Annotated in this window: 22 protein-coding genes and 1 pseudogene; 1 reads left to right on the top strand and 22 read right to left on the bottom strand. The window is 39.2% G+C overall.

Going from position 1 to position 18,351, the window contains the following annotated elements:
• Positions 1-25: 25 nt before the first annotated feature.
• The 19 genes from glpK to O3642_RS03195 all read right to left on the bottom strand — a co-directional run bounded on the left by glpK (position 26) and on the right by O3642_RS03195 (position 15,325).
• A complete protein-coding gene (gene glpK / locus O3642_RS03285; RefSeq protein WP_371605387.1) occupies positions 26-1,534 on the bottom strand; it encodes a glycerol kinase GlpK in 1,509 nt (502 codons plus the stop codon).
• A 187-nt stretch (positions 1,535-1,721) separates the two neighbouring features.
• Positions 1,722-2,393, bottom strand: a complete 672-nt coding sequence (locus O3642_RS03280) for an ankyrin repeat domain-containing protein (protein ID WP_371605386.1) — start codon at positions 2,391-2,393, stop codon at positions 1,722-1,724.
• Between the two features lie 165 nt (positions 2,394-2,558).
• Positions 2,559-3,308: a CPBP family intramembrane glutamic endopeptidase gene (locus tag O3642_RS03275; RefSeq protein ID WP_151378972.1), complete on the bottom strand. Its 750-nt coding sequence runs from the start codon at positions 3,306-3,308 to the stop codon at positions 2,559-2,561.
• Positions 3,309-3,572: 264 nt separating this feature from the next.
• On the bottom strand, positions 3,573-3,986 hold the full coding sequence (locus tag O3642_RS03270; protein ID WP_371605385.1) for a hypothetical protein: 414 nt from the start codon (positions 3,984-3,986) through the stop codon (positions 3,573-3,575).
• Between the two features lie 3 nt (positions 3,987-3,989).
• Entirely contained in the window at positions 3,990-4,877 is an 888-nt protein-coding gene (locus O3642_RS03265; protein WP_371605384.1) for a DUF4300 family protein, read from the bottom strand.
• A 181-nt stretch (positions 4,878-5,058) separates the two neighbouring features.
• The gene (locus O3642_RS03260) at positions 5,059-5,370 is read right to left on the bottom strand and encodes a hypothetical protein (RefSeq protein ID WP_155171687.1); all 312 of its coding nucleotides are present in this window, start codon (positions 5,368-5,370) and stop codon (positions 5,059-5,061) included.
• A gap of 150 nt (positions 5,371-5,520) precedes the next feature.
• Positions 5,521-6,381: a MerR family transcriptional regulator gene (locus tag O3642_RS03255; RefSeq protein ID WP_371605383.1), complete on the bottom strand. Its 861-nt coding sequence runs from the start codon at positions 6,379-6,381 to the stop codon at positions 5,521-5,523.
• Between the two features lie 221 nt (positions 6,382-6,602).
• A complete protein-coding gene (locus O3642_RS03250; protein ID WP_371605382.1) occupies positions 6,603-7,046 on the bottom strand; it encodes an 8-oxo-dGTP diphosphatase in 444 nt (147 codons plus the stop codon).
• 60 nt (positions 7,047-7,106) lie between these two features.
• Complete coding sequence (locus tag O3642_RS03245; RefSeq protein WP_371605381.1) at positions 7,107-7,646, bottom strand: RDD family protein; 540 nt, start codon at positions 7,644-7,646, stop codon at positions 7,107-7,109.
• Positions 7,647-7,733: 87 nt separating this feature from the next.
• Positions 7,734-9,482 (bottom strand): glycoside hydrolase family 13 protein, encoded by a 1,749-nt coding sequence (locus tag O3642_RS03240; protein ID WP_371605380.1) that lies wholly within the window; start codon positions 9,480-9,482, stop codon positions 7,734-7,736.
• Positions 9,483-9,682: 200 nt separating this feature from the next.
• Positions 9,683-10,702 carry a DNA/RNA non-specific endonuclease gene (locus O3642_RS03235; RefSeq protein ID WP_371605379.1) on the bottom strand — a complete coding sequence of 340 codons (1,020 nt, stop codon included), beginning with the start codon at positions 10,700-10,702 and terminating at the stop codon, positions 9,683-9,685.
• 185 nt (positions 10,703-10,887) lie between these two features.
• Positions 10,888-11,331 (bottom strand): GNAT family N-acetyltransferase, encoded by a 444-nt coding sequence (locus tag O3642_RS03230; RefSeq protein ID WP_371605378.1) that lies wholly within the window; start codon positions 11,329-11,331, stop codon positions 10,888-10,890.
• 15 nt (positions 11,332-11,346) lie between these two features.
• Positions 11,347-11,784, bottom strand: coding sequence for a hypothetical protein (locus O3642_RS03225; RefSeq protein WP_371605377.1), 438 nt, complete (start codon positions 11,782-11,784; stop codon positions 11,347-11,349).
• A gap of 11 nt (positions 11,785-11,795) precedes the next feature.
• A complete protein-coding gene (locus tag O3642_RS03220; protein WP_151378981.1) occupies positions 11,796-12,206 on the bottom strand; it encodes a hypothetical protein in 411 nt (136 codons plus the stop codon).
• Positions 12,207-12,309: 103 nt separating this feature from the next.
• Positions 12,310-12,864, bottom strand: coding sequence for a hypothetical protein (locus O3642_RS03215; RefSeq protein ID WP_151378982.1), 555 nt, complete (start codon positions 12,862-12,864; stop codon positions 12,310-12,312).
• Positions 12,865-12,890: 26 nt separating this feature from the next.
• Positions 12,891-13,364 (bottom strand): hypothetical protein, encoded by a 474-nt coding sequence (locus tag O3642_RS03210; protein ID WP_371605376.1) that lies wholly within the window; start codon positions 13,362-13,364, stop codon positions 12,891-12,893.
• Between the two features lie 18 nt (positions 13,365-13,382).
• Positions 13,383-14,234, bottom strand: coding sequence for a CbrC family protein (locus tag O3642_RS03205; RefSeq protein ID WP_371605375.1), 852 nt, complete (start codon positions 14,232-14,234; stop codon positions 13,383-13,385).
• A 131-nt stretch (positions 14,235-14,365) separates the two neighbouring features.
• Positions 14,366-14,770, bottom strand: a complete 405-nt coding sequence (locus tag O3642_RS03200) for a hypothetical protein (protein ID WP_155171665.1) — start codon at positions 14,768-14,770, stop codon at positions 14,366-14,368.
• Between the two features lie 48 nt (positions 14,771-14,818).
• The gene (locus tag O3642_RS03195) at positions 14,819-15,325 is read right to left on the bottom strand and encodes a YfbM family protein (RefSeq protein ID WP_155171663.1); all 507 of its coding nucleotides are present in this window, start codon (positions 15,323-15,325) and stop codon (positions 14,819-14,821) included.
• Between the two features lie 118 nt (positions 15,326-15,443).
• Here O3642_RS03195 and O3642_RS03190 point away from each other — a divergent pair, with 118 nt between their 5' ends.
• A complete protein-coding gene (locus tag O3642_RS03190; protein WP_371605374.1) occupies positions 15,444-16,463 on the top strand; it encodes a hypothetical protein in 1,020 nt (339 codons plus the stop codon).
• Between the two features lie 30 nt (positions 16,464-16,493).
• Here the strand turns inward: O3642_RS03190 and O3642_RS03185 are convergent, their stop codons facing one another.
• From O3642_RS03185 to O3642_RS03175, 3 genes and pseudogenes are all read right to left on the bottom strand, one after another.
• On the bottom strand, positions 16,494-17,300 hold the full coding sequence (locus O3642_RS03185) for a hypothetical protein (protein ID WP_371605373.1): 807 nt from the start codon (positions 17,298-17,300) through the stop codon (positions 16,494-16,496).
• Positions 17,301-17,348: 48 nt separating this feature from the next.
• Positions 17,349-17,570: pseudogene (locus O3642_RS03180) on the bottom strand (hypothetical protein); the annotation flags it as partial.
• Positions 17,571-17,712: 142 nt separating this feature from the next.
• Positions 17,713-18,279: a hypothetical protein gene (locus O3642_RS03175; protein ID WP_371605372.1), complete on the bottom strand. Its 567-nt coding sequence runs from the start codon at positions 18,277-18,279 to the stop codon at positions 17,713-17,715.
• Positions 18,280-18,351 lie beyond the last annotated feature (72 nt).

The following is an 18,351-nucleotide window of genomic DNA, read 5'->3' as shown; positions in this document are numbered from 1 at the left end:
TAAACTATTCGTTTAATTGATCCCTTTAGTCATCAAACTCTGCAAATACTTGAGTGGCTTTGACTGCTTTCTTCCAGCCCTTGTACAATTTCTCTTTACGAGCTTCATCCATCTTTGGTTCAAAGATTTGAGCTGCTCCATGAAGAGATTTTAATTCTTCCAAGTCCTTCCAATAACCTACGGTCAGACCTGCTAGGAAGGCTGCTCCTAAGGCAGTTGTTTCTAAGTTTTTCGCACGGGCAATCGCAATTCCAAGAATATCTGCCTGAAACTGCATTAAATAATCATTTTTCGCTGCTCCTCCATCTACTTTTAAGACAGGGATAGGAGTTTTTGCATCTACCTGCATGGTGTCGATGATATCGCGTACTTGATAGGCAATGGATTGAAGGGTTGCCTTGATAAAGTCTTCCTTGGTCGTTCCCCTGGTAAGCCCAAAGACAGAACCACGCGCCTCTTGATTCCAGTATGGTGCTCCAAGACCCGTAAAGGCAGGGACCACATAAATTTCATCCTGGTTCTGTGACTTCAGAGCATAGGCCTCGGATTCAGGTGAATGATCGATCATACGCAGGCCATCTCGGAGCCACTGAATGGCACTTCCGGCGATAAAGATCGATCCTTCTAGTGCATAGTAGACCTTGCCATTGATCCCATAACCAATCGTCGTCAGCAAGTTATTTTCTGATAGCTGCATCTCCTCACCCGTATTCATAATGATGAAGGATCCAGTTCCATAGGTATTTTTGACCATACCAGGTTCAAAGGCCAATTGGCCAAAGAGAGCAGCTTGCTGATCTCCCGCCATCCCTGCAATCGGCACTTGTCCACCGTAGAAATGGAAAGGAGCTGTCTTACCATAGATTTCAGAGTTTGAACGCACCTCAGGAAGCATTACCTTAGGAATGTTGAGAATGTCTAAGATTTCATCGTCCCATTTCAGTTCCTTGATATTGTAAAGCATGGTACGGGCTGCATTGGAATAGTCTGTCACGTGGGCAGCTCCATCCGTCAGCTTCCAGACCAACCAAGTATCAATGGTTCCAAAAAGTAATTCGCCCTTCTCCGCACGCTCTTGCGCACCATCAATATGGTCCAAAATCCAACGAACTTTAGTTGCTGAAAAGTAGGCATCGATAACTAGACCTGTCTTTTGGTGGAAGGTTTCTACATAGCCTTTGTTTTTGAGCTCTTCAGCTAGTGGGGCAGTTTGACGAGATTGCCAGACAATAGCATTGTAAATAGGAAGCCCCGTGTTCTTATCCCAAACAACTGTCGTCTCCCGTTGATTGGTAATGCCGATCGCCTCGATTTGATTAGGCTTAATGCCACTTTCAATAAAGACCTCAGCGATCACCGACTGAACCGAGTTCCAAATCTCATTGGCATTGTGCTCCACCCAACCAGCCTGCGGAAAAATCTGAGTGAATTCCTTTTGAGTAGAGCTAACTTGCTCGCCTTTTTTATTAAAAATGATAGCCCTCGAACTAGTGGTTCCCTGGTCAATCGCCATGATGAAAGTTTCTTGAGACATAAACTGCCCTCCTAGATTCGATACTTAAAAATCTTGTTCTTCCATAGAATAGTATACTCTATTTTATTTAGGATTTGTATCCATTTTTTTAAGAAAATCTGGTCTAACATTTTCCTAGTACTTCCAGCTCTGTCAGACAAAGTTAAAAGAGCCCTGAGGCTCTTTTAACTAGTAGTTCAAATGTTTATCAAGATTTGCTTTGATCTAACCGATTTAAGAACTCCATGGTCGGACTGTCTTGGTAAAGTTCTTTGAGAGGAATCTTCTGATAGACCGCTATTTCGTCCGCAGTCACACCGTAACGAATTAATAGATCATAAATACGATTTAAATCATGACGTAATTCATCCGTTATGAGGACATTATCGCTTGTTTCTTTTGTTTTCCAATAATAAGATGGCAGCACTTCCTTGGTTTCAATTAAAATAGTTTGCAACAAAGTCCCACCATGGCTGTCCTTCTGAGAGATATCGGCCCCAAGTTCCAACATTTTCTCAAAAACCTTGAAAGACTTGTCAGCTTTTTCCTTAGACGAATACATCTCATATTGGCCATTCCAACGTTTGATCAAGCGCCTGCAGTCAAATACAGCTCGTCCACCCGCTGTTTGGATGACCGGTTGACAAAATGGATTCAGCTCTATCGGCTCTTCAATAAAGTTAAGATCTGCTCCTTTATCAATGAGTAAGTCTGCAATATCTAAATGTCCCGATTTGATGGCGACTTGAAGGAGCGACTGTCCCTGATCTCTTTTAGGTTTGTCACCCGAAACAGCATTGACTTCTTCAGGCTTTTTATCCAATATCTGACGGACTCCCTCTATATCTCCTCTTCGCAACAACTGAAAGGTTTTTTGCATGGTCTTTCCCCCTCTCCCATAATTGAAAAGAATGACACTGTGTTGATAATTTGATCCTATCTCTAGGTTCTTCGTTAAACTGATTATACCATTTTATGGACTCTACATTGAAGTCCTAAAGGGTAAAAATGACAGACTCCCACCGAAAGAGGTACAACTCTATTTTTATGATTTTCGTATAGCTACTAACCAAGAGGCTAATAGGATTTCGAAAATAACCAGAAGAATAATCTGTGGAAGAGAGCTCTGTACCAGCATAAGGACAGCTAGACTATCAATCAGCATATGGGCAAGGATACAAGGAACAGCTCCTTTGGAATACTCCTTGAGAGCTCCAAATAGGAAGGTATTCCCTAAAATCATCAGGTAAAAGATTAGATAGTTGGACGAACCTGCTGTAATCCAAGGGAGTTGATAAATAGGGATATGCCAGAGGAACCAGACAATGGAAAGAACCATCATTTTAGGTATAAAGTGCTTACTAAAGGAAAGATGATCTTGTAAAAACCAACGCCACCCGACTTCTTCCAGACCGCCATATAATAAGGTCCATGGGAAATATAGGAGGAAGGCCAAGAGGGAGTTCCCAGTATAGCGAACGTTCATAAGCAGGATGGAAATCCCATAATAGATGACGGGGATGAAGAATGCTAGGATCCAGGACAGGGAACTTTCTTTTTGAAGAAAGACCTTTTTGAAAAATTCACCCAAGGATTTAACTTCCCTCAACACAAGAGAAAAGACAGCCGCCACAATCATGGGAATCAAGTTCATTAGGATAAACAGTAGCGAGGCACCCATACTACTCCCATCTGGGAAAAACCAAAGGATCACTTGCCCTACTAGAAAGGTAGCAAGGAGGGCTGTCAAGGCATACCAGACAGCGACTGATGGTTTTGAAATAAATTTTCTCATTTTTCCTCCTTTACTGTTACATACTTCTTTCTTGCAATCATGATTGCTAAACTAATAATAAGAATTTTACTGACGATAGATAGCCATACCTCTTCATTCACTAAAATCTGAGACAAGGAATTGATACAGGCATGGGTCATGACACAGAGCCATAAATTTTGCGTTTTATGATACAAGGCCGAAAATGAATATATTCTTTCCTAGAATTGCTCATCTTCGTTTTTAAGGATATAATACTCGTTTTTTTCTACATATGTTTGTATTCTATGGCAAATGAACTACCTTAAACCCATACCTGCCAGCATTTCGTTTGAGTTTCTCCACTAGCTCTTCATTCCGCTTACTTTTTCCAAAAAAGAAGGGAATAGTCTTTCCATTTCTGAGCTCGATATAAAAAGCATAGCTAGCCCCACCACCAGATCGTCCACGAAAAATTGAATAGGTGATTTGCTTGATCTCTTTCAGTGGGATCATTCGCCGACTGAAACACAGTGCGACATGGATATAGAAGATTCCATAGCTAATATGGAAGGGGGCAAAGAAGGGACCTCCACTACGTTTCACGATTGCCCTTCTTCTCAGGAAAAGGAGAACAGTGAAAACGAGCAGGAAAACTAGCACATATCGAATCGGAGCATACTCCATTATCTTTCTAAATCCTAACACGCTGTCTTTCATCCTTTACTTCATCTCAACCCATTTTTCATTATCCATGATAAAAGGCTTAGCCAGACCTTCACCTGTGTAGTCTTGATATTTGGTCTCCAAGTATTTGTAAACATCTTCCTTGGTCGCAAACTTGATGGCTTGATAGGGCTCTTCAAAGGTCAGCTTTTCAACAAAGAGATAGCCGTCCTTGGCAGGAACCAAGACACCGACGTGACCGACAAAAAGGGTATTTCCGTCTAGGTTATCATGAACGATAACAGAAAGCATGCGCGCATTTTCATTGAACTTGAAATGAGAAAAATATTCTTCCATCTTCTTGGCATGGACCTTTACATCCGTTGTAGCCTCTGTCGGAACCCGTGAATACAGAATGTTAAAGGCTTCCTTGTCTGCCTCATCGAAGACTTTTCCTTTGTCAATGGCATCATTGTCCACAAATAAAAGTTCACTATCCGCTTTCATCTTAGGAATCTCGATGCGATTCTTCAGAAGAGTATAACTATTGATCCGGCAGTTGGTCCCGACGAAATCGCCCTTTTTCTTGGTCCACAAGTCACTGATCTTCTCAACATTGTAGTCTGTTTTCTTGAACTTACTGAAGTCACCCGTCAAGCCAACAGAGCCTACAATGCTATCGTAATCCGTTACTAGACCCAGAAACTTGTCAACACTGTCCTGATCCAAATAAGCAGACAAAAGAGTCCGCACTTCTTCGACACTTGCCTTGCTGTTGAGGTTGCTATAAGTTCCCTTGTAGCGCTCCTTATCTGAACTAGATTTCTGCACAGTGGAACTTTGCTGCTTTTCCTTGGATTGCTTTTGGTTGCTACCACAAGCCGCTAAAGCAAAGATTGCCAAAGCACAGCTAGTAAGGAGCATGATTTTTTTAGATGGTTTCATAAAATGGTTCCTTCTCTATTGATTAAAATGTTTGTACTATAAATTTTTCATATCGATAATCCTTCTCCTATATTATAGTTTAAAACTGACTTTACTCCAACTATTTTTTACGAAATGAGAAAAGTTTATAAGTAGCAAAAAAGAGCTGGCAAACTGTCCAGCTCTTCAATGATAATGAATCTTATTTAATCTTGTGTTTGTTCATCTTTTCTTCAAAGATGGCTGTCATAATCATGCGGAGCTCTTCTCCTTCTTTTTCAGGAAGGTCTCCTTGACGTTTCGCCACGGCATAAAGTTCAGGGTATTGTTTGGCTACACGCTCAACTGTCTTGGTCGTCGCATGCCCTCTGACAAAGAATGGAATGCGTTTGATCCATTCTTGCGGTACAAGAGCAAGCAACTTCTTCGCCGCTTCTTTATCAGAAATCTCAGCTGTGCTCAAACCTTGCTTGATTTGTTCTTGTTCTTTTTCTGTAAAATCTTTTAATTCCATAGTAAACTCCTATTTTGTTTATCTAAGGACACATTATACACCTATGTAGGGAAAAGCACAATTAAAGGAACCGAAAAATAGAGCAAGGGTAAGTCATCCCTCACTCTATCTATTAGTCGTTAAATATTATGAAGTATAGTTATCTTCCATTTATTGTGGAGCATCTCCTTTTTGTTTTAAGTAATAGTTACTTGCCTCCGTTAGTTTTTTATAATAATGATCGTAACTCTTACTAAATTGTCTAATCAGCGGAATAGCGAGTTCATAGTAGTGATGGTCAACCAAAAATGTTTTCAGTTGATCTTGAATGTGTTTCATTGGACTTGTTTTGTAATCATCACTGTTCAAATAGCGATCATAAATAGAAATTGTGTCCTTATTTTCATTATGCCACTTTTCATAACTTTCTACCGCAGCTATCTTAGCTTCATTAACCTCTTTTAAGGTCTTCATATTAAAACTAGAACTCAGTTCATCAACATAATCCTGTTCTTCTCTGCTTAACTCAAAGGTTGGAAGGCTATCTAAATATTGAATATACTTCTTAAATGCTTCTTCTCCATCTTTTGACAAGGGCTCCTGTAAAAAAGGTTGATAGGCAGCAAATAAGCATTGCCCCAAGTATCCTGGAAATGCTCTTTCGAGTCTCTTATAAATGGAGTCCTCAGCTTCGATGACCGCAAGTTTTTCATTGATCAGATCCGTGTCTGCACCTTTTATATAGAGATCAAACACTACTTTCCGTTTCTCATCACTTTCTAGCTCTTGCTCTTTTCTTCTGAGAATACTAGATGCAGTAGCCCCATCTGACTTCAGACAGTCCTTTATTTCTGTTATGCTTAGCCCTAATTTTTTAAACAAGGCAATCTTATTCAGAATCTCCACATCCTTTTCCGAATATTCCCTATACCCATTTTCTAGTCTTCGAGGATGAATAAAACCTTTTTCTTCATAGTATTCTAGTGCTTTTCGAGTTAAACCTGTTATTCTTTGAATATCATTTCTTAACATAATCTTGCACCCCCTTTACTATATGATACTCCTGTCCCCAAGGGGCATGTCAACCTTTACCTTATAAACAGAAGACGATCATTTTCCTATTACTTCCCTCCTTTATTATAACAAGGTTCCACGAATATATCAGTTTTTTATAAAAAGAAAAACAGCCAACCATTGGGTTAACTGCTAAAAAAAGTTATCAAGTTAATTATTAGAAGAATCAGTATCCAAATTCACTTTAAATCGTACTTCCAATCTTCTCCATCTTGGTAGTAGAAAAATTCAGACAGGTCTTCTTCAAGAAAGATACGAAGCATATCCTCCATATCTAGAGAGAGGTCTAGATTTGGCAATTCTTTCAGGTCCTCCCACCAGACTTCCCCCTCTTCAGAGGATATTAAGTCTCCGTCAAACTTTTCTGTCTTATAAAAGTGAACTACATAACGAATGCCGTCTTCTACCCAATCTTTCATTCCACAAATCTGGGGAGAAGCAATCCTTAAGCCAGTTTCTTCCTTCACTTCACGGATTACTGCTTCCGTAAATGATTCTCCCGCTTCGACATGACCACCAGGAAAGGTTATGCCTGGCCAGTCCTCTTTTTTACGATCCATAACAAGAACTCTATCGCCGTCTCTTACCATACAAAGATTTGTAAACTCAACGATCTCATTCATACAGATACTTCCTAACTATGTTAGTCTTTTTCTTTAAGGATAGGATAAACAATCTCTACCCTATTCTTCTTTTAGTTGCACTTGCGTATGGGCTAGCAGGTCACCTAGATGCCTCTTATCTTTCCGAAACAGCGTCATTGCCAGTAGCAAAACTGCGAGGAGAGTCGCCGAATTAGAGAGGATAATGGATAACACGTCAAACTCACTATAGACGCCATGAATCGTGCCCATATGACCGAGTTGCCAAGGTAAAAATTTGATGACGTTTCTAATCAAGCTAGCTTGCACTGTTTTTTTCTGGTAGACCAGTTCAAGTCCTGCTTTTACCTTCCCAAAACTCCCATTTTTTGCATAATCCAAGTATGTGAACAGGAGGGTGATTGGCAAAATAGAGGTTAAAAATACAAGCCACTGCGACTGAATTTCTGTAAACTCTGGGACGCCATTAAAAAAAATGATGTAAATAAGCATAGAAACTATAAACAGAAAAACTAAATAAGCTAGAATGAAAAGGTAATCGAATAGAAATTCCATCATTCTTTTTTTAAACGAAATAGGATTGATTGCTAACATCTTCATCACCGTCTCCTCCTTTATCATTTGCTACTATTATACTATACTGACAACCATAAACCAACCATTTATAAAAAGAAGACTGCAATCTCTCAATTGCAATCTTCTTTCTTACTAATTTTCCCTATAAATAACAAAGCCATTTGGCTGAATGATCAAGCGATCATCGGAAATGCTTCCAAGACTCATCAGATCTGCCTGTCCTCTTTCTAAGACAAAGTCTTTCTTCGACTGGTTAAAGTAGGCTTTGAGCATGTTACCTTCATGCTGCCATTCAACTGCCACCACATCCGGCTCTACTTCTTCCAGACTCACTTTACCATACTGAATCATGCCTGCTACTTCTTTTCGGAGCTGGATCAAGTCCTTCATAAAGTTGAGCATGTCATTGTCCGCTGACACGCGCTCCCATGGCATGACACGGCGGCAATCAGGGTCTGGACCACCGATGAGGGCTAGCTCCGTTCCATAATAAATACAGGGCGTACCCCGTTGCAGATAAAGGAAGGCTAGAGCAGACTTGACAGACTGAAGATCGCCTTTGGCCGTCGTCAAGATGCGCTCTGTATCATGCGAGTCTAAGAGGTTAAACATCACCTCAGAAATCTGCTGCCTGTAGTACATAGACTGGCTATTGATCTCCCAAATGAAGCGTTGGGTCTCCTTATGCCCCCGCAGGAAATAATCCTTGATACTTTCAGAGAGGGGATAGTTCATCACCGCATGGAACTCATCGCCCTTGAGCCAAGGTTGGGACGAATGCCAGATTTCCCCGAGGATATAGAGATCCGGCTTCTTGGCCAAGACCGCTTTACGGAAATCCCGCCAGAATTGATGGTCGATCTCATTGGCCACATCCAGTCGCCAAGCATCAATATCAAACTCTTCAATCCAGTAAGTCGCCACCTTCAAGAGATAGGCCTTCACCTCAGGATTAGCCGTATTGAGCTTAGGCATATAGCCTGCAAAGGCAAAAGTATGGTAAGACAAGTCGCGACTATTCCACAGATTTTCTGAGGAGACAGGGAACTCTTTGATATGGAACCAGTCCTTGTAAATCGAATCCTCCCCGTATTTGACCACATCCTGCCATTGGGGGGAATCATAGCCAATATGGTTAAAGACGGCATCCAGCATAATCTTCATCCCACGCGCATGGGCCTCTTTCACTAGCTGGCGGAAGGTCTCCTTATCTCCAAAATGTCGATCAATTTCAAAATAATCAATGGTATCGTACTTGTGGTTGCTCGGAGATTCAAAAATCGGGCAAAGATAGAGCCCTGTAATTCCTAACTCCTGCAAGTAGTCCAGATGATCGATGATCCCTTGCAAATCACCACCAAAGAAATCCAATACTTGAGGAGCAATAGAGGCATCCCAAGGGCGGACGCCTTCTGGGGAAATGGCTGGATTCCCATTGGCAAAGCGCTCAGGAAAAATCTGATACCAAATCGTCTGCGCCACCCAATCTGGAACAGCACACCCATCAATCTCATGGATAAAGGGAAGCTTAAAGCCGTTCATGACAAAGTCCAGGTTCTCCTCGGTGTAGGCTGCCACACCCCGATCCCCATACAAGGTCTTCTCTCCCGCTGTGTCCTCTAATTCAAAGAGGTACTGGATTCGTGCATGGCGGACAGATACAGACACTTGCCAATAATCAAAGAGGTCATCGGTCATCACCTTGTCCATTTCCTTAGTTGCCTCATAAAGATCCTCTATAAAAATAAAGGGATCCCCATAGTGTAAGACAATCCGTTTGATATCTTCTTTCTTGGTCCGGATGCGAATGTGGAGCTGGCCATCCTTATAAAGATAGGCGTACTCCGATTCAGGCCGGTGATAAATTGCTGTTAATTCCATCTGTCTCGTCTCCTACTATATTCTCTTTTCATCATTTACCGTTTTATGCAAACGATTCCATAAACTATTTCTAGTATACTACTTTATAAAAACGTTTGCAAGATTCTGAGAGATCATTTTAGATTACTAGCTTTTTAAGATTGTAATGCAACACAAAAAGCCCAACAATTGGGCTTTCTCATCATCTAAATGACTGATACTCATTCCTTACTTGTATGCCTTTTTCCAAGATTTAGCGCTTGCTCTTCTGACATCTGAACCACCTTAGAGAAATTGGTATTGCGAGGCATACTGTCCAAAGAGTACCAATAAACATCAGCACTTCCATTTCTGGCCACATAAACAACTGGAGCCAGTTGACGAGTTGGCGCTGCAGGCTCTACAGGTTGAACGGGCTGTGCAGGCACTGCTGGCTGACTAGGTTGAGGGGCTTGACTTGGTTGCGTCTCTACAGAAGGACTGGCTGGTTGTGGTTGACTACTTGGTTCCGTCGGCACTAAAGATGGCTTGGCGGTTCCCTTCAGATAATCAATGGTCGCGTTCTTAGAATAGTTATCCAAGGTAACGGTGGTGATCCCATAAGCATCTACCGACTCTTTGGAACTACTTAAATTGATAGGCAGAAGATTGCCATCTCGATCAATTCCAACATATTGCAAGGTCACCTGCCTAGGGATCAATTCATCCCCCGTATAGACAGGCGTCACCTTATAATCCAGCCAATAATTGGGGTGTGTGGCCAGCCAGCTATCGAGCCGTTTCTCGTAGTAAAGCATACCTTCCACATTACTATCCGCTGTCCCTTTATAATTCCCCGTATTGGTCCATGCAGTTAGAGGAACCAGATTTTTCCCTTCATTGGTCAGGCCACTAAATTGATAGCCAATCAGATGCCCTCGATGGAACAGCCAGGCCTTCTTCCCTTTGTTTCCATAGGCAATCTTATAATTGTGCCAACCAACCGGATTATAGTTGAGACGTGGTTCTCTTTTTTTCTTTGGCTCATCCTTGTCCTGCAGCTGAATATGGGCTGAGGTAGCACGACCTAAATGATCAAAATCCCCCAGTACAAGCTGCTTACTGCCATTAAAAGGCAGTAGATGAAGACTCTGGTAATCAAGTCCAGTTTGCTGGGCTTGAACACCTTGAACAAAAGCCAAGGATATAAATACCGAGACCATCGCAACAATAACATTTTTCAAAAACCTTTTTGTAACCATGATTGGAACTCCTACATTACTATCTAGTATTATTATAGCAAAAAAAGCGGTTACAGACATAGAAGATAGATAATTTCTTCTCTTATTTCAATTAGATTTTATAATGACTTTATTTTTACTTTAAATTTCTTTAGTGTACAAAATACAGACTATTATTTAAATACATAAAATGATACACACCTATTCTAAAGCAACTGATATTCATACCACTCTTCATCTACTTTCTGAAATCCCAAAGCCAAAAACATTCTTTGACTTTGAGTATTAAAAGGATAAATTTGAGCAGAGACCTGTACCATTTCTTTCTCTTTGGCCAGTTGTATCATTTCAGAAATACATCGTCTTCCAATCTGTAAATTCTGATACTCTTTGCTGATCACTATAGAAAGCTCTGAATTATCTTGAAGTGTCACATCTCCAACTAACACTCCCTCATATTGGATATAATAGCAAGAACCATGTGAAGTTAGGTAATCATACATTTTATGAAGTTTTGTTACATCGTAAATCTGATCAGTATTATCCACTTGTTTGCAAACCTCACTATCTTGATACCAAAGAAGGGAGATGGCATCATTCCTATAATAGGGAATAAGAGTGATCTGTTCGTCTACTATTCTATTCATCATGACTTGTTCTTATTTCTATTTAGAGGTTTCTTCCGATACTTCAATATTCCCCATCAACCAATTGGACATCTTTTTTCCCTTGTCTTTATAAGGGTTGGGAGGAAACAAGGTAAATGGGGGAATGCTGGCATCGGGGAAGAATAGTTCTACGCTTATCGTTCGTTCGCGATTATGATTGACGTAGGCTGTAAAATAGATATGGTAATGTCCACTCACATCACCACCATTATCATACTCGCCCCTAGCAGTATTTGGTAATAAGGTTACAGATTCTATGTCCTGCTTTTCCTGGGCTAAGTGTGCGATGATCTCACTCTTAATAGCAGCCTCATGATTTCTGACGAAATTCCCATCATCACTGTATCCAGGATGCTCACTAAGAGAATAGAAAATAATGACCATCAGAAAAGGTAGAGAAATTAAAAAAATAATTAGCTTATTCGATTTTAACATGGGGGTCCTTACTAATCTGAATCAATATTAAGAAATCTCACCTTATAGCCATCTTTGGTATATAAAAATTCTAATTGAAGGGTCATATCCACTAATTCTGAATTAGAAGTCATCTCATAGTCAACGGCAAACCCAGAATGGTCATTATAATCATAAATCTCCAATTGAGAATACTCATAAGGTGGATGGAAATTACATGCCACTCCATATTCATCAATCGTGTCAAAATCATTTAATTCAAGTGTTTTTTCAACATATCCAAAGAATTCATTTAAATCGTCAATCTCAAATTCGTCAACATAATTCTTTATATCTTTATAATTTTTTAAGTGAATATCTTTTAAAATATTTGTGATAACCTCTATAACTTTTTCTCTTTTATAACTATCATCTCTCTTTTTAAATCTATCGAAAAATCCCATAGGGAAATCCTTTCTCACTGTACATATTAGTTTACTGAGATGTACTTATCCCATCGCTTTAAGGGCCTATCCAAACAAGAATAAGTCTGATTTTTTGTCTAATCTAGGAATTATGAATTAATTGCTCCAATTCTACTTCTGAAAGATATCCATGATTGTATAGTTTACTTAACAAGGCTTCATCTACGGTAATTTCATAATAGTCAGTCACAAACTCATGAAATCTCTCAAAGCTATCAAAGAGGTAAGATAGCAACCATTCTCCGCCATCCTGATCTTGGTAAGTCTGTTGATGCGCGTGACCGTCATACCAGATAAAGAAGGTTGTTTCATCTTTTTGTTCTTCTGAATAAAGTGAGATATACTTTTCATCCAGTCCTTTATAAAAACTATCGATGATATCTTGATTCCACTCGTCAGCACCAAACTGGCTTAAACTACTTTCATGATCAAAGCCTTTTATAAGGATCATTTTATCAGTCGAAATCACATCTAAAGAATCACCAGATCCATTATCAATAAGATAGCGGACTCCATAGTCTTCCTCAGTCTTAATCACGAGTCTGAGCCAATCCTCACTCGGATCTGTCAGATATTCGTCAATGACTAGCAAGGCATCTAAGCGAGTCTTTATCTTGTCCCAATTAATCTTTCTCATCTCTAAAAACCTCCATCTTATTCTTGCTATTTATCAAGATCACAAGCCCTATAACGAGCTGTTAGATAGCCTGAAAAGCTAATCTGAGGGATATTCCACTCATTAGGCAAATAAATGGAACAATCTACCTGATCACCTAGAGGGGAACTTGCTAAGAAGACATATCTTCCCAAATCCTCATTATTAGGATTTCTTTCAACTTGACTCAATCTGCTAGTATTGAACCAGTCTTTAAACAGTAACCAGATTTGCTCGGCATCTTCGTTTAATAGGGAGACTTTCAAGTTGTAGCTGATTCCGACCCTACATCTTTTTTTGAATCCTGACTCATCAGCCTTACAAACTTTTATCGATCCCTTATCATACTGCCAGTTATCACTATCTAATAGGGGAAATTGAACAGATAGATTGTCTTTAAATCCCTGTATAGTATCTAATAAATCTTTGGAGGCGGCTTCGAATAATTCTAGTTCTTCCATAGTCTTCTCTTTAATTTTCATAGCGAATCACATTTCGAATTAATCTGCATCAACCCAGATCTGGTATTTTTGACAATGTAGACATCTAAACAAATAACCACAGATAGGCCCGTCTTTTACCAAGTAGTCTTCTACCTCTTGATATTCCTCACGCACTTCATAGTCTGCCAAGACTTGCTCAGCGATTCCCATGGCCTTCAATTCTCGAGTTCCAACTGTACCCAAGTAAGCACAATAATCTTGGCAACAAGAAAGCCAATATTCTCCCTGCCAACTAGAGTAGCCTGGAGTCTGACAAAAAAGCAGCTGATTCTTTTCTGGATCCAATTCACCCTGCCACTCGGCATCTTGGATAAATTCCGCATCGAATTTCTTAGCTGCTTGACCATTTGCAATGCAAGTTGGGCAGAGATGTTCTATCTCTTCAATACTGTAGGGTCTAAGAGCATAATAAACATTGCTTTCTTTCCCACAAGATGGACAAACCTTGGCTTCTCCTTCAACAAATGAACCTGTAGCCAACGGATCTGGATGATAGAGAAAATGAGGCAATTTTTTTAACAAGTCCTGTCTTTGCTTCTTCTCTTCTTTTCTTAGAGGACGAGGAAGGGCAAAACGATCGCCATGACTCTGACTCATTTCTTGTAAACGGCTCAGTTTCTTTAATTGTTTTCGGTCTGGTTTATCTAAGATTTCGGTAAATAAGCTATAGGCACTAGTGTAGAGACCCAATTGGTCATAGAGGTCAACTAAGACTTTTTTAGCTTCTAAATCCTCAGACTTAGCTAATTCATCAGCCAAATCATAGAGTTCCGCAACACTGGAAGAATTTCCATCTTTAGCATGGTATTCCCTTGTCCGAGTGATATATTCTTGTAAATATGGATTCATCTGACCACCTTCCTAATGGATGACATAAAATCTTAACAAATGGTAACAAGGACAATACCATTTAAGCCTAACATTGCTTTATATAAATCTTTCATTTCATCACCTGATTTTAACCTCTTATTGTCAGACAGTTAGTAAATTTCATACACAAGCTCTCTATCAGCTTGAAAATATTTATCGAATTTCACTAAAAGATAAAGGGCTCCAGCTGGAGAGACACCGGCATCATAACCTAGAGCAAATTCGCCATAAGAACTACTTTTATCCAAGATTAACTCCCTTAATTCCAGTTCTGTAACTGCTTTATCAGGCCAATTATCATGGATAACCTTTTGAGCTTTTTTATCAAGGTGTTCCAAGTTTCTATATAAACTAGTCATCAAATCATCTGATAATAAGACTAAATCCTGTTCACAGTAACCTGTAAAATAAATATTTATGTCTTTATTTAGATATCGCCCTAGAAAATAGATCCCCGATTCATGTTTTTCCCAGTTTATTCCCTTCCATAATGCCAATAAATCTTCTTTGTTCATTTATTACCTCAAGCAGTTTTATTCTTTTAGGAATGTTTAATAAACTATCTAACAAATAGTGACCAGGACATTTCCATTGAGCTCCATAATCTTTTTGTAAAAGTCTTTCATTTTGACAAAGCAGGTTAAAATATCATCCTTGATTTCTTCCTCTTCCTCAAGATAATCCCAAATATCAGGATACAAGTCGGCTTTCTTGCATGCTTCCATACTAAAGTCTTTCAAAGCCTTGTCCATATCAAATTCTTCTAAAGCTTGACTGATAGCCGCAATTCTCGATTTTTCAGTATAGGCGATATATTCAGATACATCCTCTAGAGGAGTCACCCCTAAAACAGCTTCTCTCAACGGATTGTCATCCAAAAATTCTGAACTACTAAATCCTGTCATGACAAAGAGAAGAGCATCCCACATTTTGTCAATATCTAGTAAGATATCATGACTATCAGTGGAATCCTCAGAAAAATCTAATAAGTCATCTTCTTGATTGGAAAGACCTTTTATTTGTTCTAATTCATTGTCTGGTAAATATTGATAATTGGCAATCATTCCCATGATTTTTCTCCTTTGAATCTTGTAAGATAATACTGATGTTTTTAGCTTTATTTCTATAGAAAATGCTATAATGGAGCTAAGAAATTGTTTTATTGAATGTTAAATAGAGGGAATAGTCATGTTCACTAGTATTGTTTTAGGGTTTTATGCTCTTTTCTTTCTATCCTTATCCTTTACTATCTATCTCTATATCAGACTCATAGTTGCGGTCAGACAAGGGAAAGATGTCCCAAAATGGATCTATAAACTTGGCCATGCCATTCAAGGTAGAATTCACGTTGACTATGAAGAAATCACTGATGCCAATGCCATTAAAGAGATTCATTGGTTCTTGCTAATCTATCTAATCGTAAATCTACTGGTATTGGCTGTCTTCTACTATCATGGTAATAGCTTTCCTCAAGCCATTTATGAATGTTTGAAAAAACAATTTTTTATCGTACTTGTTAGTATGGTTTTAAAAAGTCTTGGTAAATTTGTTGTACTGGCTATAAGCAAAAACTTTCATAACAGTCATGTCTATGCATCAACCAACGCTTTTGTCGGGACAGCTTTTTTAACAAGTTATGTTTTTATGTTTTGCATGATGATGAGTGGCCTTCCAGCTCAACCTGTTCCAGTAACCATTCAAGATACCACTGTTATTATCGGTGAGACCAAGGCTTCCGAACTTTTGGACCAAGGCTTTAGCTTTGAAGATAAAAGTCCAGAGACTTCCATCACAAATCCCAAGAACGACCACTTCTACTACGGTCAGCTTCTTGAAGTCAAGCGGGATAATCAGTCCTTTGGCTTTATGAGCCTCACTCCCACAGGTAAAGATACTGATCAGCTCAAAAACTGCGTCATCACCTATTACAGAACACCCAAGGATAACAAGCAACTAGAAAAAATTTCCATCAATCATGTCAAGCTAGCAAATCTCAAGCTCCAAGATTTTCAAACACGAAAATTAATCGATATCTTTCAACTAGATCCGGCTGATTATAGTGTCTCTGACACCGATGCCAACTTTATCCTAACCATCCAAACAGCAGATTACGACCTCTGGAAAAGATATCGGATTGAAGCCAAGTTCAATTCAGATGGTTCCCTAGATAGTTATGGTGTCAGGGCCCAGCATAGTCAATGGGAATGATTGACCATTAACCCCTTTATCACATAAGCATTAAACTGGAAAAATATCGTCGACAAGTTTATAGCTTTCGATGAATCTAAGGCCAAAGGAACCTTTATCTCTAGTGATTTCTTCATAAATATCTTCTAAATTTTGGGCAGGTGCTAGCATCCAAAGACTAAAAGGTCTAAGTTTCACCTGTCCAATTTTTTCAATATTTTCTAATAATTGCCCTAAATCTTTGTGATTGAACCAGCAGTCTGTAACGAGAGCAAACTTTGTATTGTCCATCTTACAGGAGATTTGACTGGTCAAAAAATCATCGATGGTGGGCTTTTTTGTCTGTAAGAGGCGCGTGCAAGCCAGATGATACTCAAGCTTTCTAGGACTCTGCTCAACCATAGACACAAAGACAAGACCATACTCATCTTGGAACTTAACAGTAAGGAGATCCCCTTCTACAAAGTAGGGTTTGCGTTTAGCTTTGGTCTTGAGGACCTTTAGAGGTCTAGGATTTTCAGTTTGCAAATGGATAGCAAGTTTATCCAAGACCTTTTGCCTTTGCTTCAAAGCCTTTGAATCTATTTCCAACCAAAATGGATCAGCCCCTTTTTTGATAAGCTCCAAGGTTTTATCTCTGATATCGTCTGTCAGGTGACCAATCTTCCACAGTGAGTAGGCAAGAGCAGTCCAATAAATTTCTGTAAAAAAGTCTGTTTGACAGTAATCTTTTTCCGCATCGAGAATATCCTTGATGATATTCGCTACATGTTCACCGTCTCTATAGCGACCGACTACTTCATTGTAAATGTCATACCCTTGATCACTGTCAATGATTTTAACGCCATCAATAGCCATTCTCAACTCCTAATGCTCAATCGACATCTTATCGATAACTCTCAAAACTTATTTAATCTTATGCTTGTTCATTTTCTCTTGGAAAATATCTGTAAGAATTTGTCGCAATTCTTGAGCTTCCTTTTAAGGAAGTTGGCCTTCTTGTTCAGCTACAGCATACAAGTCTGGATACTCGAGCGAGATTCTCTTAACAGTACGTGTAATGGCATGTTTTCTAACAAAAAATGGAATTCGTTTAATCATATCCTGAGGAATTAAGGCGATAATCTTATTTTACAAGATAGGTTTTCCTGATTTCCATTTTCATGATAGATATTTCTCCTTAAGAAGCTAGATAGTGCTAGATGTTTCTCTTTACTGCTCAATCCGTCTACTCAAGCAGTTGCATACACTCACAAAGAACTTTGTTTGACTATTGAATATCTTCCATCGCTTCTTTCACATATTCTTCGACATCTTCAATCTCTACAAACAGCGGGTCTAAGTGGCATAAGAAGTGCCAATCTTCGGTGCCGCGTTTTCTGTAGAGAATCGCTTCGCCGTCTTCACTTCCGAAAAAGCTTCTGTCAACTTCATACCCTTTGTTTTCTAGGAATGCTTTTGCCTTGCGGAAGTTTGCTTCTCTGGCTTCGACATAAGCTTTCACTTCATCGTTATTCACGACATAAGCATCGATTTTTGTAGCTCCTTCGATCATTTTATCGTTTTTAACGGATAGATTCGAAATTTCTTTCCAAATAATGTCCACATTTTCCTCAGAATTAAACGAAAATCTAGATAAAGGGACAATATTTCCATTGAAGACAATCTCCATATAATCCGGTAGATTTTTTGGATTAAAATACTCCACATCAAAACTATATTCTTTTTCTAAAGTATATCCCGGGATTTGCGCTACAAAGGCTCTTCCCTCTTCTAAAGAATCAAACACGACTAAATCTTTTGAATAATTGTTTTGGTACAATTCTAATAGATACATCATTAATCCTTTCAATATTTAGATAGAAGATAGTTTTTTAGCAAACTAATATACTCAACACGTGAGGATAGA

It is taken from the genome of Streptococcus sp. 27098_8_66, assembly GCF_041431945.1.
GTDB lineage: Bacteria > Bacillota > Bacilli > Lactobacillales > Streptococcaceae > Streptococcus > Streptococcus dentalis.
The sequence above is the reverse complement of the archived record's forward strand: the minus strand, read 5'-3'. Positions and strand labels throughout refer to the sequence as shown.